Annotated in this window: 9 protein-coding genes; 3 read left to right on the top strand and 6 right to left on the bottom strand. The window is 65.6% G+C overall.

Annotation, left to right across the window (positions count from 1 at the left end; genetic code table 11):
• Positions 1–43: 43 nt before the first annotated feature.
• The 4 genes from serB to ACEN9H_RS16230 all read right to left on the bottom strand — a co-directional run bounded on the left by serB (position 44) and on the right by ACEN9H_RS16230 (position 7369).
• Positions 44–892 (bottom strand): phosphoserine phosphatase SerB, encoded by an 849-nt coding sequence (gene serB, locus ACEN9H_RS16245; RefSeq protein ID WP_413671236.1) that lies wholly within the window; start codon positions 890–892, stop codon positions 44–46.
• A gap of 20 nt (positions 893–912) precedes the next feature.
• Positions 913–4362 carry a transcription-repair coupling factor gene (mfd, locus tag ACEN9H_RS16240; protein ID WP_413671235.1) on the bottom strand — a complete coding sequence of 1150 codons (3450 nt, stop codon included), beginning with the start codon at positions 4360–4362 and terminating at the stop codon, positions 913–915.
• A gap of 140 nt (positions 4363–4502) precedes the next feature.
• Positions 4503–4790: a hypothetical protein gene (locus ACEN9H_RS16235; protein WP_413671234.1), complete on the bottom strand. Its 288-nt coding sequence runs from the start codon at positions 4788–4790 to the stop codon at positions 4503–4505.
• A gap of 182 nt (positions 4791–4972) precedes the next feature.
• A complete protein-coding gene (locus ACEN9H_RS16230) occupies positions 4973–7369 on the bottom strand; it encodes a penicillin-binding protein 1A (protein ID WP_413671233.1) in 2397 nt (798 codons plus the stop codon).
• A gap of 180 nt (positions 7370–7549) precedes the next feature.
• On the opposite strand from ACEN9H_RS16230, the gene ACEN9H_RS16225 reads away from it, so the two are divergent.
• Positions 7550–9805: an OPT family oligopeptide transporter gene (locus tag ACEN9H_RS16225; RefSeq protein ID WP_413671232.1), complete on the top strand. Its 2256-nt coding sequence runs from the start codon at positions 7550–7552 to the stop codon at positions 9803–9805.
• Here ACEN9H_RS16225 and ACEN9H_RS16220 read toward each other — a convergent pair whose 3' ends face one another.
• Positions 9806–10699 carry a LysR substrate-binding domain-containing protein gene (locus ACEN9H_RS16220; RefSeq protein ID WP_413671231.1) on the bottom strand — a complete coding sequence of 298 codons (894 nt, stop codon included), beginning with the start codon at positions 10697–10699 and terminating at the stop codon, positions 9806–9808.
• A gap of 136 nt (positions 10700–10835) precedes the next feature.
• On the opposite strand from ACEN9H_RS16220, the gene ACEN9H_RS16215 reads away from it, so the two are divergent.
• Positions 10836–11765, top strand: coding sequence for an NAD-dependent epimerase/dehydratase family protein (locus ACEN9H_RS16215; protein WP_413671230.1), 930 nt, complete (start codon positions 10836–10838; stop codon positions 11763–11765).
• Positions 11766–11813: 48 nt separating this feature from the next.
• On the opposite strand, the gene ACEN9H_RS16210 is transcribed toward ACEN9H_RS16215, so the two are convergent.
• Positions 11814–13316 carry a peptide MFS transporter gene (locus ACEN9H_RS16210; protein ID WP_413671229.1) on the bottom strand — a complete coding sequence of 501 codons (1503 nt, stop codon included), beginning with the start codon at positions 13314–13316 and terminating at the stop codon, positions 11814–11816.
• Between the two features lie 235 nt (positions 13317–13551).
• On the opposite strand from ACEN9H_RS16210, the gene ppnN reads away from it, so the two are divergent.
• The gene (gene ppnN, locus ACEN9H_RS16205) at positions 13552–14922 is read left to right on the top strand and encodes a nucleotide 5'-monophosphate nucleosidase PpnN (protein ID WP_056131785.1); all 1371 of its coding nucleotides are present in this window, start codon (positions 13552–13554) and stop codon (positions 14920–14922) included.
• The last annotated feature ends 150 nt before the right edge of the window (positions 14923–15072 follow it).

Below are 15072 nucleotides of genomic sequence, written 5' to 3'. Positions count from 1 at the left end.
CACATGCACACCGCATAAGCCTTGCGCCAGATCAGGAGAGGCGTCAGGCGAGGACGGCAAGCAGGCCGTCGAGGCCAGTGACATTCAGCGCCACGTCGGCCTGCGCGCGCACCACGGGCTTGGCGCGGAAGGCAACGGACAGGCCGGATACGCCCATCATCTTGAGGTCGTTGGCGCCGTCGCCCATGACGATCGCCTGCTTCGTATCGATGCCCAGCTCGGCACACACGCGCTCCACGGTACGCTTCTTTTCTTCCGCGTCGACGATGCCGCCGACGACTTTACCGGTCAGCACGCCGCCGGCCGCTTCCAGCACGTTCGCATGGGTGTAGTCGAGACCCAGGCGGGTCTTGAGGCGTTCGGTGAAGAAGGTAAAACCGCCCGAGACGAGCAGCGTCTTGAGGCCCGCGGCCTGCACGGCCTGCAGCATCGCTTCGCCGCCCAGCGAGATGCGCAGGCGTTCTTCGTACACGCGCTCGAGCGCGTCGACCGGCAACCCTTCCAGCAGCGCGACGCGGCGCGTGAGGCTTTCCGAGAAATCCAGTTCGCCGCGCATCGCGGCTTCCGTGATCGCGGAGACCTGCGGCTTGAGGCCCTGCATGTCCGCGATCTCGTCGATGCACTCGATGGTGATCAAGGTGGAATCCATGTCCATCGCGACCAGCTTGAAATTGGCCAGGGTCAGGTCCGCGTCGACGAACGTCGCGTCGATGCCGGCGGCGTGGGCGGCCGTCTCGACCTGCGCTTTCAGTTCCGGCGTGAAGTCGAACCCGTCGCAGCGCAGCGCGTGCGCGTGGACTTCGGTGGTGCGTGTCGGACGGGCGAGGGCGGCGATCTGTGCGAGTGCGGCCTGGTCGGCCGCTGGACCCTGGAGGACGAGCTTCTTGGACATGATAGGTTCGGAGTTCTGTTTTAAGCGAGGAGTTGTTTGATGGTCTGCTTGACCTGGTTCACGCGCGCGGCCAGGTCCGGCATGTTGGCCGTGATGCGCAGCTTGTCCTGGCCGGCCAGCTTGACGTGGCGGTTCTTTTGAATGAGCGTGATGATCCTGATCGGGTCGATGGGCGGCTTTTCCATGAACTGCAGGCTGGCGGCATCCGCATGCGCGTCGATCTTGACGATGCCGACCGACTTCGCCGCGATGCGCAGGCGGTGCGTCTCGATCAGCGCCTTCACGGCATCGGGCAACTTGCCGAAGCGGTCGATGAGTTCTTCCTGCATGTCGTCGATGCGGCCCTGCTCCTCGCAGTTCGCGAGGCGCTTATAAATCGACAGGCGCTCGTGCACGTCGCCGCAAAAGTCCGCCGGGAGCAGGGCGGGCACGTGCAGGTTGATCTCCGTCGTCGACGACAGCGGCGCGCTCATGTCCGGTTCGCGGCCCGCCTTCAGCGCCTTCACCGCTTCGTTCAGCATGTCGGAGTACAGCTGGAAGCCGATTTCCAGCATCTCGCCCGACTGGTTCTCGCCCAGCACTTCGCCGGCGCCGCGGATTTCCAGGTCGTGCATGGCGAGATAGAAGCCGCTGCCCAGTTCTTCCATCTGCTGGATCGCGTCCAGGCGGCGCTGCGCCTGCTTGGACAGTCCGAGCACGTCGTTCACGAGCAGGTAGGCATAGGCCTGGTGGTGCGAGCGGCCGACGCGTCCGCGCAGCTGGTGCAGCTGGGCGAGGCCGAACTTGTCGGCGCGGTGCATGATGATCGTGTTCGCGGTCGGCACGTCGATGCCGGTCTCGATGATCGTCGTGCACAGCAGGATGTTGTAGCGCTGGGCGACGAAATCGCGCATCACCTTTTCCAGGTCGCGCTCGTGCATCTGGCCGTGCGCGACGGCGATGCGCGCTTCCGGCAGCAGCTCGCGCAGCATCGCGAGGCGGTTCTCGATCGTCTCGACTTCGTTGTGCAGGAAGTAGATCTGGCCGCCCCGTTTCAGCTCGCGCAGGCAGGCCTCGCGGATGACGGAGCCGTCCTCGCTGCGCACGAACGTCTTGATCGCGAGGCGCTTCTGGGGCGCCGTCGCGATGACGGAAAAGTCGCGCAGGCCTTCCAGCGCCATGCCCAGCGTGCGGGGAATCGGCGTCGCGGTCAGCGTGAGCACGTCGACTTCGGCGCGCAGGGCCTTCAGCGCTTCCTTCTGGCGCACGCCGAAGCGGTGTTCCTCGTCGATGATGACGAGACCGAGGCGCGTGAACTTCACGTCCGGCGACAGCAGCTTGTGCGTGCCGATCACGATGTCGACGGTGCCGTCGGCCATGCCCTTGATCGCGTTGTTGATCTCCTTGCCGGTCCGGAAGCGCGACAGTTCCGCGATGCGCACGGGCCAGTCGGCGAAGCGGTCGGAGAACGTCTGCGCGTGCTGCTCCGCGAGCAGCGTGGTCGGCGCGAGGATCGCGACCTGCTTGCCGCCCATGACGGCGATGAACGCGGCGCGCAGGGCCACCTCGGTCTTGCCGAAGCCGACGTCGCCGCACACGAGGCGGTCCATCGGCCGGCCCGACGTCATGTCCTGGATGACCGCGGCGATGGCGGCGCGCTGGTCCGGCGTTTCGTCGAAGCCGAAGCTTTGCGCGAAGTTTTCGTAGTCGGTGGCGGAATATTCGAACGAATGCCCCTGGCGCGCGGCGCGGCGGGCGTAGAGGTTCAGCAGCTCGGCCGCCGTGTCGCGCACCTGTTCCGCGGCTTTTCTCTTCGCCTTGTCCCACTGGCCGGAGCCGAGCGTGTGCAGCGGCGCGTCGTCCGGCGCGGCGCCCGAGTAGCGCGAGATCACGTGCAGCTGCGACACCGGCACGTAGAGCTTCGACTCTTTCGCGTATTCCAGGTGCAGGAATTCCGTCTCGCCTTCGCCCAGGTCCATGCTGACGAGGCCCAGGTAGCGGCCGATGCCGTGATTGATGTGCACGACGGGATCGCCGATCTTCAGCTCCGACAGGTCGCGCACCATCGACTCGACCTGCGAGCCCGCTTCCTGCTTCTTCTTGCCCGCGCGGCGGCCGGTGCCCGCGTACAGCTCCGTCTCCGTGATGAACACGAGATGGCCGGCGCCTTCTTCCATCAGCTCGAAGCCCGCCTGCAGCGGCGCGACGCCCAGCACGACCTTCGCCGCCGTCGCGCGCAGGCCGTCGAAGCCTTCGATCAATGCGAGGTCCAGCTTGTACTCGTTGAAGTACTGCTGCAGGGTCTCGCGCCGGCCGGCCGATTCGGCGCAGATCATCACGCGCTTGCCGGCGGCCTGCATCAGGTACGAGCGCAGGTTCGCGAGCGGGTCGTCGAGGCGGCGGTTGACGGCGATGTCGGGCACTGGCGCGGACAATTCGGACGCGCCCGCGTTCGCGTCGCGCGCGATGGCCCAGCGGCCGTGCGGCTTGGCCTGCACGAAGAAATCCTCGGCGCCGAGGAAGATCTCCTTCGGTTCCAGGAGCGGGCGGTCGCGGTCGCTCTTGAGGAATTTGTAGCGCGATTCGGTATCGAGCCAGAAGCGCTGGATAGCCGACTCGATGTCGCCGACGAGGGCGAGGCTCGATTCGTGCGGCAGGTAGTCGAACAGCGTGGCCGTCCCGTCGAAGAACAGCGGCAGGTAGTATTCGATGCCGGCCGAGGCGATGCCGTTGCCGATGTCCTTGTAGATCGTCGACCGCGACGGATCGCCTTCGAAGCGTTCGCGCCAGCGGCCGCGGAAGGCCGTGCGCGACGCCTCGTCCATCGGGAATTCGCGGCCCGGGAGCAGGCGCACTTCCTTCACGGGGTACAGCGAGCGCTGGGTGTCGGCGTCGAACGTGCGGATCGTCTCGATCTCGTCGCCGAACAGGTCCAGGCGGTACGGCAGCGCGGAACCCATCGGGAACAGGTCGATCAGGCCGCCGCGCACCGAGTATTCGCCCGGCGACATCACCTGCGTGACGTGCGTGTAGCCGGCCAGGGTCAGCTGCGCTTTCAGCTTCGCTTCGTCCAGGCTTTCGCCCTGGCGGAAGAAGAACGTGTAGGCGGCCAGGAACGACGGCGGCGCGAGGCGCACGAGGGCCGTCGTCGCGGGCACGACGAGCACGTCGCACTGGCCGTTGCGGACTTCGTGCAGCGTGGCGAGGCGTTCGGACACGAGGTCCTGGTGCGGCGAGAACGCGTCGTACGGGAGCGTCTCCCAGTCCGGCAGCAGGTGGCAGGACAGCTTGCCTTCCGCGAACCAGGGAATTTCATCGAGCAGGCGCTGGCCGTCGCTGGCATTCGCGACGATCACGGTCAGCATCTGCTTCCTGGCTTTGAGCGCGAGGGCGGCGACGGCGAGCGCATAGGCATCGGCCGAGCCATGCAGCTGGGGCAGGGCGAAACGGGTTCCGGGCTTGGGAAGGTGTTTGGTGAGGTCGAAGGGCATTGACGCGGTGCTGTTCGGGTTCGTCAGGACGAGCGTCCATTATAGTCGAACAACGTGCGGGCCGCCCTCGTGCCGAGTCGGCCGTCCGGCCCCGGTCGGCCGGAGTCGTCCGGCCGGGGGGGGCCGGACGACGGAGACGGTTACTGGTTGCCGGTGGTCTGGGCCGGTGCCGGGTTGGTACCCTGGCCGGTGGCGTTCGAGTTGCCGGTCCCGCCGGCGGAGATGCCGGTCGGCGTCGTGCTGGTGGCGTTGGTCGCGGTGCCCATGGTGCCGGATTCCGACGTGCCGGTCGAGCTCGAACCCGAGCTGGTCGACATCGCGCCCGACGAGGAGCTGCTGCTGTCGCTGCCGCTGGTGCCGGTCGAGCTGCATGCGGCCAGGGACATGGCCATCAGGCCGCCGATCAGAAGGGCTTGGTACTTTTTCATATTGACTCCTTTTGTAAAAGTGACGCCATCATGGGGGCACACTTTTGCGTTCGAAATAGGATGAGTTCGTACAGACATGTAGGACTGGACGTACGATCTCTTCCATTTGTTGCAATGCGATTGCCGGCCTGCCAATGAAAACGGGCCGCACGCGGCGGCCCGTTCGTCGAGTGACCCGCAGGTCAGAACAGCGTATTCGACGGCTGCTGTTGTTGCGGCACCGGCCGCACCGGCTGCACCGGCTGGCCAGGCTGGCCAGGCTGGCCCGGCGGGACCATGCCGTCCACCGGCTGCACTGCGTTCGGATCCGGCGCCTGGTCGAGGTCGATGCCGCCGAGGGTCGGCGTTTCCGCGAACTCGGCATACACCCAGTCGTCGTTCTCGCGCACGACGCCTTCCGGCGCCAGGCGCTCTTCCTGCTGCGGGCGCTTGGCCAGCGCCACGCGCATGTAGTCGATCCAGATCGGCAGCGCGACGGTGGCTCCGAATTCACGGCCGCCCAGCGATTTCGGATCGTCGTAGCCCATCCACGCGACCGCGACGACGTTGCCGCCATAGCCCGAGAACCAGCCGTCCACGGCATCGCTCGTCGTACCGGTCTTGCCGGCGATGTCCGTGCGGCCCAGTGCCTTGGTCGCTTCCGCGCCCGTGCCGTAGCGGGTCACGTCGCGCAGCATGCTGTCGGTGATGAAGGCGTTGCGCGGGTCGAGCACGCGTTGTTCGTCGGTGTGTTCGGCGGGCGCCTTCGCCTCCTGGATGATCTTGCCGTCGGCATCCTCGATGCGGGCGATCAGGTAGGGCTGCACGCGGTAGCCGCCGTTCGCGAAGACGGCGTATGCGCCGGCCATCTGCAGTGGCGTCGCGGCGCCGGTGCCCAGCGCCAGCGTGTAGTTCGACGGCTGGCGCGTGAGGTCGAAGCCGAACCTGGCGATGAATTCGTGCGCATACGGCACGCCGACGGCGCGCAGCAGCCGCACGGACGGGACGTTCTTCGATTCGGCCAGCGCACGGCGCATCGTGATCGGACCGTCCCACTTGCCGTCGTCGTTCTGCGGCGACCACGTCTTGCCGGCATCCTCGCCCGGCATGTCGAGCGGCGCGTCGAGGATGAGCGTGCCTGGCGAATAGCCCTTGTCGACGGCGGCCGAGTAGATGAACGGCTTCATGCCGGAGCCGGGCTGGCGGTACGCCTGCGTTACGTGGTTGAACTTCTGGAAGTTGTAGTCGAAGCCGCCGACGAGCGCGTGGTAGGCGCCCGTATCGGCATCGATGGCGACGAAGGCCGCGGCCACCTGCGGCACCTGCGCGACGCTCCAGTTGCCTTTCGCATCCTTCGCGACGCGGATGATCGCGCCCGGCGTCAGCTTCATCTTTTCCCTGGCGCTGGACGACAGGCCGGCCTGCGCGAATTTCAGGCCGGCGCCGGTGAGGTCCACCGTGTCGCCGTCGGCCGTCTCTACGCGTACCGTCTTGCCCGTCGCCGACAGCACGACGGCCGGGATCAGGCCATCGCTGGTCGGGCGCTTGCCCAGCGCGTCGCCGATCGCGTCTTCGCGCTCGACCGGGTCGGACGGCAGTTCCATGCGGTCTTCCGGACCGCGCCAGCCGTGGCGCTGGTCGTACGTGAGCACGTTGCGGCGCACGGAGGCGTAGGCGGCGTCCTGCTCGGGCTTCAGGATCGTCGTGTAGACCTTGATGCCCTTCGTGTACGCGTCTTCCTTGAACTGGCTGTAGACGGCTTGGCGCGCCAGTTCGGCCACGTATTCCGCGTGCGTGCCGAATTCCTGCACGCCGCGCTGGTTGACGCGCAGCGGTTCGGCCATGGCCTTCTCGTATTGCGCCTCGGTGATGTAGTTCAGTGCGCGCATGCGGCCCAGCACCGCGTGCTGGCGCTCGCGCGCCCGCTTCGGATTCGCGACCGGATTGTGGCGCGCCGGGTTCTGCGGCAGGCCCGCCAGCATGGCCATCTCGGCGACCGACAGCTGGTCCAGCGTCTTGTTGAAATAGATGCGCGCGGCGCTGGAGAAACCGTAGGCGCGCTGGCCCAGGTAGATCTGGTTCATGTACAGTTCGAGGATCTCGTCCTTCGACAGGGCGGTCTCGATCTTGTACGCGAGCGCGATCTCGTTGATCTTGCGCGTCAAACGCTTTTCGCGCGACAGGAAGAAGTTGCGCGCGACCTGCATCGTGATCGTCGACGCGCCGCCGGAACCGAATCCGCCGCGCAGGTTCGACCCGACCGCGCCCATCGCGCGCTTCCAGTCGATGGCGCCGTGCTCGTAGAAGCGGGCGTCCTCGATGGCGAGCAGCGATTTCTTCATCAGGTCCGGGATTTTATTGATTGGGACGAAATCGCGGTGCTCTTCGCCGAACTCGCCGATCAGGACGTTGTCTGCCGTATAGATCCGGAGCGGGATCTTGGGCCGGTAGTCGGTGACGGCATCCAGCGCCGGCACGTTGGGCAGCACACGGAACACCACGTAGCCGGCAACGCCGGCAATGAACAGGACGACGAGGGCGGCCGCGACGGCCAGGATGGGGAGCAGGAAGCCGCGCTGGCGGCGGGGGATAGTTGCCAAAACTGAACTCTCTTGATGGGGGTCGTAAAACCCCGTTGAGGCCGTAAACACGGGCGGTTTAAGAAATTATAATCCGCTTTTCTTAACCTACGGCATGTGAGATAGTCACGCTTTCAAGGGCTGCGTGGCGATCCCGGCAGTCCTGTTTGACTCTACCCACGCCTGAAGGAAATCCCTCCGATGCCCTACGATCCCCATCCGCCCGCGGTCAAACCGTATATCCCGGCGTCGGCGGACCTCCCCGAACTGACATGGCGCGCCCTGATCATGGGCACCGTGCTCGGCATGGTCTTCGGCGCATCGTCGCTGTACCTCGTGCTGAAGGTGGGGCTGACCGTCAGCGCATCGATTCCCGTGGCCGTCATCGCGATCACGCTGTTCGGGCTCGCCAAGAAGATGGGCGGACGCGAATCGACGATCCTCGAAAACAGCATCACGCAGACGGCCGGTTCGGCCGGCGAATCGCTCGCGTTCGGCCTCGGCTGCACCATGCCCGCGATCATGATCCTCGGCTTCGACCTGGAGATCTCGCGCGTGATGCTCGTGGGCGTGCTGGGCGGCCTGCTGGGCATCCTCATGATGATCCCGATGCGGCGCACGATGATCGTCGACCAACACCGCGAACTGAAATACCCGGAAGGCACCGCGTGCGCCGAAGTGCTGAAAGCCGCGGCCACGGAAACGTCGCGCGCGGCCGCCGGCGAAGTGCGCGACGCGGATTCAGACGAAGCCAGGGATGCCCGCCGGCGCGCCTTCATCATCTTCGGCGGCTTCGGTCTCGGCCTGCTGTACAAGGTTCTCAATATCTCCCTGAAGCTGTGGAAGGACACCGTCAACTTCATCTTCGACGCACCGCTGAAATCCGGTTCGGCCGGCGCCGAGATCTCGCCGGAGCTGCTGGGCGTCGGCTACATCATCGGCCCGCGCATCGCGATGATCATGGCGGGCGGCGGCGTGCTGTCGTACCTGCTCCTGATCCCGATGATCAAGTTTTTCGGCGACGCGCTGACGGTGCCGGTGGCGCCGGGCACGATGCTGATCCGCGACATGAGCCCGGACGACGTGCGCAGCGCCTACGTGCTGTACATCGGCGCGGGCGCCGTGGCGGCCGGCGGTCTCATTTCGCTCGTGCGCTCGCTGCCCACGATCTGGAACGGCCTGAAAGGCGGCCTGTCCGGCATCGGTAAAGCGTCGAACGTGGATACGTCGCTGCGCACCGAGCAGGACATGCCGCTGAAATGGGTCGTCATCGGCTGCCTGGGCATCATCGCCGTGATCACGTTCGCGACGCCGCTGCACATGAACGTGCTGGGCGCGCTGCTGATCCTCGTGTTCGGCTTCCTGTTCTCGACCGTGTCTTCGCGCCTGACGGGCGAGGTGGGCTCGTCGTCGAATCCGATTTCCGGCATGGCCGTGGCGACCCTGCTGTTTACGTGCCTGATCTTCCTCGTGATGGGCTGGACGGGCGGGCGCTACTACGTGACGGCGCTGTCGGTCGGCGCCATCGTCTGCATCGCCGCCAGCAACGCGGGCACGACGTCGCAAGACCTCAAGACGGGCTTCCTCGTCGGCTCGACGCCGAAACTGCAGCAGTACGCGATCCTCGCGGGCGCGCTCGCGTCCGCGCTGATCCTTGGCCCGATCCTGTTGAAGCTGAACGACGCGGGCACCGTGTACGTGCCGGCCGCGCAGGTGGCGCCGCACATCAGGACGGACGCATCGAAGCTGACGGAGTCCGCGCAGTTGCAAGGCCCGCAGGCCGCATCCGATCACGCCACGTATAAAGTCTGGCAGAAGACGGACACGGTCGGCGGCCCCGCCGGCAAATACCTCGTGCGCGCCGACGGCTCGCTCGCCTGGCTCGTCGACCCGGGCATCAACGGCCAGTACCACACGCGGCCGGACGGCACCGAGGTCAAGAAATTCGATGCGCCGAAGGCCGTGCTGATGTCCTACATCATCAAGGGCATCCTCGACCACCAGCTGCCATGGACCCTCGTGCTGTTCGGCGTGATGGTGGCGGTCGTGCTCGAGATGTCGGGCGTCGCGTCGCTCGCGTTCACGGTGGGCGTGTACCTGCCGCTCGTGTCCACACTGCCGATCGCGATCGGCGGCATCATCCGCTGGATGGTCGACCGCCGCAACAGCGCTCTGCCGCAGTACCAGGGCCTGAACGAGGAAGAATTGCAGGCCGCGGGCGACCGCAGCTCGGGCACCTTGCTGGCCTCCGGCTACATCGCGGGCGGCGCGCTGGCGGGCATCATCATCGCCATCACGGCCGGCGTGATGACGGGCTTCGACGATGCGATGAACAAGTGGGCCGAGGCCGCGAATCCGTTCTTCGCGGGCGCCGGCGCGGACCTGCTGTCGATCCTGCCGTATGCGGCGATCTGCGTGCTGTTGTACGTCGTGGGCCGAGAAAAAGCGCGCAAATAATCAGGCGATCGTCGCCTTCATCGCCTCCATTTCCGCGACGATCCAGTCGCGGAAATGCTGGACCTTCGTCATCGCCTCCTTGTGCGGATTGACGAGCAGGCGGTACCCGTAGCCGAACGGCGCGCTCTTGCACGCGAGCTGAAGGAGTGTCCCCGCGCGGATGTCCTCGAACGCGATCCCGTACGGCACGAGGCCGATCCCCTGGCCCGCGACGGCCGCCTGCGCCAGCACGCCCCAGTGGCTGTACGTGCGCGCAAAATCGTAATCGCCTTTCAGCGCGCGGTTCTCGTTGAGGAGCTGCAGCCAGGTTTCCGGCGTGCGTTCGCACAGCAGCGGGAACCGGGTCAGGTCCGACAGCTGCAGGGCGTCCTGGCCCTCTGCCAGCAGATCCGGGCTGTACACGGGCACGAGCCGTTCGCGGAACAGCAGGGCGGGGTCGTCGTCGCGCACGGGGCCGTAGCGGATCGCCACGTCGACGGCATCGTCCTCGATGTCCACGGGGGTGTCGTTCGAGTCGATGCGCAGGTCCAGCTCCGGATGCAGCTTGGTGAAGCGCGACATGCGCGGCACGAGCCACTTGATCGCGAACGAGTGGGTCGTCGAGATGCGCAGCACCGCTTCCTCGTCGCCCCGCTGCAACGCCGCCACTTTCCCGCGCAGGTCCGCCAGCATGCGCGCGACCACGATCGCCAGTTCCTGTCCCTTGGCCGTCAGCGCGATGTGGCGCGGATGCCGCACGAACAGCGGAAAACCGATGGCTTCTTCCAGCTGCTTGACCTGCAGGCTGACGGCGGCGGGCGTCTTGTGCAGCTCGCGCGCGGCCAGCTTGAAGCTGCCCCAGCGCGCGGCGCAATCGAAATCGATCAGGCCGGAGAGGCTGCGCAGCGGTTTCACGCCATCCCCGAGCGTAAGTTTTTCTTATTCATAAGATTTATTTTTCTCGTTTGAACAATTGCCGTTCTAGTTACAGAATATAACGGATTCACCAAAACAGTGCTACGAGCCTCGCCCACAGACTAAGGAAAACTTCATGCCCAAGAATGTCCTGGTGATCGGCGGTACCCGTTATATCGGCAAGCTGCTCGTGCAGCGCCTGCTGCGCGCCGGCCATCGCGTCACCATCGCGACGCGCGGCTATGCGCCCGACCCGTTCGGCGACCGCATCGCGCGCGTGCGCGTCGACCGCCGCAACGAGACCGCGATGCGCAACGCGTTCGCCCATCTCGGCCCGTTCGACATCGTGTACGACCAGATGTGCTACAACCCGCTGGACGCGGCCATCGCCGTGCGCACGTTCGCGGGCAAGGTGGGGCGCTACGTGATGGCGTCCACGATCGACGCCTACCGCGCCCTCGGCTACGGCCACGCCGACCCGCTGCGCGAGAGCGACCTGGCCGTGGAGGCGCAGCGGATCGACACGGGCTATCCGTGGCACGACCCGTGCCGCGCGACCGAGTGCTATGTCGCGGGCAAGGTGCAGGCGGAGGCCTATCTCGTGCGCGACGGCGCGCTGCCCCTCGTGACGCCGCGCCTGGCGCATGTGCTGGGCGGGCCGGAAGACTTCACCGGCCGCCTCGCGCACTACGTGGAGCTGGCGCGCATGAACGGGGTGCTGGAATACTCGAACCCGGACGCTGTGCTGTCCTTCATGCCGTTGCAGGGCGCGGCCGACTTCCTCGTGTGGGTCGGGATGCAGGATTTCACGGGGCCGGTAAATGCGGCCTGCGACGGCGCGCTGTCGGCAAAAAGCCTGTACGAGCGGGTCGGCGCCGTGCTCGACACGCCGGTACGCATGCGCCGGCGCGTGCCCCCGGCGGAGATGGGGCGCCTGTCGCCGTTCGACGTGCCGGGGGCAATGGTGCTCGACACCTCGCGCGCGCAGGCGCTGGGCTACCGGTTCGGCCATTGCGAGGACTGGATCGACGATACGATCCAGTTGCACGACCTGGCGTTCGTGTAAATGACAACGGCGGCCCGCGGGCCGCCGTCGCTGCCGAAGCGTCGAGATTTACTTCACGCCATGCATCAGTTTCTGGATCAGCGGTGCGACCAGGAACAGCAGCACGCCGGCGCCGATCAGGGCCCAGAAGCCGAACGTGTAGCCGGACAGCGCCGATTCCACGGTCATGCCTTTTTCACCCGAGACGACGGAAGCGAAGATGCCCGACAGGTTGTTGCCGATACCGGTGGACAGGAACCAGCCGCCCATGCCCAGGCCCACGAGGCGGGTCGGCGCGAGCTTGGTCACCATCGACAGGCCGATCGGCGACAGGCACAGTTCACCGATGGACTGGATCACGTACACCATGAACAGCGTCCAGAACGGGATCTTGCTGTCGGCGCCGACGAGGTGCTGCAGCGCGAACATCAGCAGCAGGAAGGCGAGGCCGTTGAAGATCAGGCCCAGGCCGAACTTGCGCGGGATCGACGGGTTCTTGCGGCCCATCGCGACCCACACGGCGGCGACCATCGGCGCGCACACGATGATGGCCAGCGTGTTCACGGACTGGAACCAGCCGGTCGGGAACGTCCAGCCGCTGAAGTCGCGGCGCACGATGTATTCGGCCAGGAAGGTGAACGAGCTGCCGGCCTGCTCGAAGAAGCACCAGAACATCACGTTGAAGAAGAAGATGACGAGCATGGCGATCGTCTTGTCGCGCACGACCGCGCCGCCGCGGATGCCTTCCACCATCAGCATGATCGCGAGGATGATGAAGAGGACCGACAGCACGCCCTGCAGCTTTTCCGCGCCCAGCTTCAGCAGGAAGTACACGACCGGGATGACGAGCAGCGAACCGATGACGACGCCGACGAGGCGCACCGGATTGGTCAGCGGGCCGTGGGCGGCGCCGATACCCTTCAGCATGCGGCGGCCGATCTGGAACCAGATCAGCGACAGGATCATGCCCACGCCGGCGGCGAAGAACACGACCTTGTACGCGGGCACGCCGGTCTGGCTGGACATGCTCTGCGCCAGCGCGCCGGTCAGGATCGGGGCGAGGAAGCCGCCGCCATTGATGCCCATGTAGAAAATCGTGAAGCCGGAGTCGCGGCGCTGGTCGTTGATGCCGTACAGCTGGCCGACCATGGCGGAGATGTTCGGCTTGAACATGCCGTTGCCGACGATGATCGTGGCGAGACCCAGCTTGAAGATGTCCGGGTTGGGGATGGTGATGGCGAACAGGCCGGCCACCATGAACGACGCGCCCACGAGGATCGAGCGCTGGTAGCCGATCACGCGGTCGGCGATGTAGCCGCCGAACACGGCGCCGGCATACACCAGGGCGAGGTAGGAACCATAGGTCAGGTTGGCGTCGGCCTGGCCCACGCCGCTGCCGCCGTAGAACTGGGCGACGATGTAGAGCACCAGGGCCCAACGGATGCCGTAGAAGGCGAAGCGTTCCCAGAATTCGGTCATGAACAGCATCCAGAGGGGCGCCGGATGGCCCATGATCTGCTTGAATTCCGGGACCGCCTTCGGTTCGGCGGTTGAAGTAGCTGCACCGCTCATGCGGTTCCTCCCCTAATCTTTTTAAGAGTGATTGTCTTTTCCTGGCCGGCGTGTCCTGGGTAAGGACCCCGGCTAGCGTCGCATTTTAGTGGAAATCGTGCATATGGGGCCAGCTTTTTACAGCTCAGCCGTATGCGGAATCGGCATAAGCGAAAACGGAGACGCAAACTCGGTTGACTTGTCGTATATTGGTGCAAAAGCCACACCGATTCACAGTAGAGAAAAGGAATACACCATGAACTACGACGTTGTCGATACGCTGATTTCTCCGGAAGGCCGGTTGGAAGTCCTGTCCAAGGCCGAAGTGGCCAAGCTCCTCGATACGAGCCAGGGTGGGCTATACCAGATCTTCCGCAAGTGCGCGCTGGCGGTGCTCAACTCCGGCAGTTCGATCGACGACGGCAAGGAGCTGCTCGAACGCTACAAGGATTTCGACATCAAGATCATCCAGCGCGAACGCGGCATCAAGCTCGATATCCGCGGCGCGCCCGCCCACGCCTTCGTCGACGGCAAGATGATCAAGGGGATCCACGAGCACCTGTTCTCGGTCCTGCGCGACATCGTCTACGTGAACTTCGAGGTGACGGACAATCCGCGCTTCGACCTCACGCGCCCGGAAGGCATCACCGACGCCGTCTTCCACATCCTGCGCAACGCCAACGTGATCCAGCCGCAGCGCAATCCGAACCTCGTCGTGTGCTGGGGCGGCCACTCGATCAACCGCGTCGAGTACAACTATTCGAAGCACGTCGGCTACCAGCTCGGCCTGCGCGAACTCGACATCTGCACGGGTTGCGGCCCGGGCGCGATGAAGGGCCCGATGAAGGGCGCCACCATCGGCCACGCGAAGCAGCGCCTGCAGGGCGGCCGCTACCTCGGCATCTCGGAGCCGGGCATCATCGCGGCCGAGTCGCCGAACCCGATCGTCAACGACCTCGTGATCATGCCGGACATCGAGAAGCGCCTGGAAGCCTTCGTGCGCACCGGTCACGGCATCGTCGTGTTCCCGGGCGGCGCCGGCACGGCGGAAGAGATCCTGTACATCCTCGGCATCCTGCTCCACCCGGACAACGCGGAACAGCCGTTCCCGCTCGTGTTCACGGGTCCGGCGACGGCGCGCGAGTACTTCGAACAGATCGACCACTTCATCGGCCTGACGCTGGGCGAGGCGGCGCAGCGCCGCTACAAGATCATCATCGACGACCCGGACGCGGTGGCGCGCGAGATGCAGCAGGGGATCCGCCAGGTGCGCGAATTCCGCAAGTCGCGCAGCGACGCGTACTACTTCAACTGGGGCCTGCGCATCGACCCGGAATTCCAGAAGCCGTTCCGTCCGACGCACGAGAACATGCGCAACCTGTCGCTGCACAAGAACCAGGAAACGCATTTGCTGGCCGCGCACCTGCGCCGCGCGTTCTCCGGCGTCGTCGCTGGCAATGTGAAGGAAGAGGGTATCCGCGCGATCGAACAGTTCGGCAAGTTCGAGATCCACGGCGAGAACGAGATCATGGCGCCGATGGATGCGCTGCTGCAGTCGTTCGTGGAGCAGAGCCGCATGAAGCTGCCGGGCAAGGAGTATGTGCCCTGCTATCGGGTGGTGCGATAAGATAAATAACGCAAGAACACCGTCGTCCCCGCGGAGAACACCGTCATCCCCGCGGAGGCGGGGATCCAATGTTGCGCGCGTTGCGGCTGCGCGTGCAAATTGGGTCCCTGCCTTCGCAGGGACGACGTTCTGAGTTAACGTGATGCGTGA

It is taken from the genome of Massilia cellulosiltytica (assembly GCF_047325105.1).
Taxonomy (GTDB): Bacteria; Pseudomonadota; Gammaproteobacteria; order Burkholderiales; family Burkholderiaceae_D; genus Telluria; species Telluria orientalis.
This window is presented reverse-complemented; position numbering and strand designations above follow the sequence as displayed.

Bases quoted from the DNA above. Each gene is read 5' to 3' on its own strand.
- ACEN9H_RS16210 (WP_413671229.1), bottom strand. From the start codon at position 13,316: ATGAGCGGTGCAGCTACTTCAACCGCCGAACCGAAGGCGGTCCCGGAA.
- mfd (WP_413671235.1), bottom strand. From the start codon at position 4,362: ATGCCCTTCGACCTCACCAAACACCTTCCCAAGCCCGGAACCCGTTTC.
- ACEN9H_RS16215 (WP_413671230.1), top strand. From the start codon at position 10,836: ATGCCCAAGAATGTCCTGGTGATCGGCGGTACCCGTTATATCGGCAAG.
- ACEN9H_RS16225 (WP_413671232.1), top strand. From the start codon at position 7,550: ATGCCCTACGATCCCCATCCGCCCGCGGTCAAACCGTATATCCCGGCG.
- serB (WP_413671236.1), bottom strand. From the start codon at position 892: ATGTCCAAGAAGCTCGTCCTCCAGGGTCCAGCGGCCGACCAGGCCGCA.
- ACEN9H_RS16235 (WP_413671234.1), bottom strand. From the start codon at position 4,790: ATGAAAAAGTACCAAGCCCTTCTGATCGGCGGCCTGATGGCCATGTCC.
- ppnN (WP_056131785.1), top strand. From the start codon at position 13,552: ATGAACTACGACGTTGTCGATACGCTGATTTCTCCGGAAGGCCGGTTG.